The sequence below is a fragment of the Mordavella massiliensis genome (genome assembly GCF_016901695.1).
Classification (GTDB): domain Bacteria; phylum Bacillota; class Clostridia; order Lachnospirales; family Lachnospiraceae; genus Claveliimonas; species Claveliimonas massiliensis_A.
The window spans coordinates 1-219 of the sequence record NZ_JACJKS010000120.1; the positions used below are offsets into that span (position 1 = coordinate 1).

1 protein-coding gene is annotated in these 219 nt (G+C 44.7%); it reads right to left on the reverse strand.

From position 1 onward, the window contains the following. Positions 1-219: transposase (locus tag H6A20_RS13375; protein ID WP_204907562.1), on the reverse strand; the 219-nt coding region annotated here is incomplete at both ends.

The following is a 219-nucleotide window of genomic DNA, read 5'->3' on the forward strand; positions in this document are numbered from 1 at the left end:
TCGGAGAAATCGCATCCCAGTTATCTTTCCAGCGTTTCATGGAGTTCGGATATTTAGGCGTCCATTTCTCTGTTACCCGGTCAAGTGCGTCCAGAGCTTTCTTCTCATCAGATGCCTGATAGATTGTTTTTAAATCCGTTGCAAAGGCTTTCCTGTCTTTATCCGGAACATATTTCAGCGTATTCCGTACCTGATGTACGATACAGCGCTGATACTCTG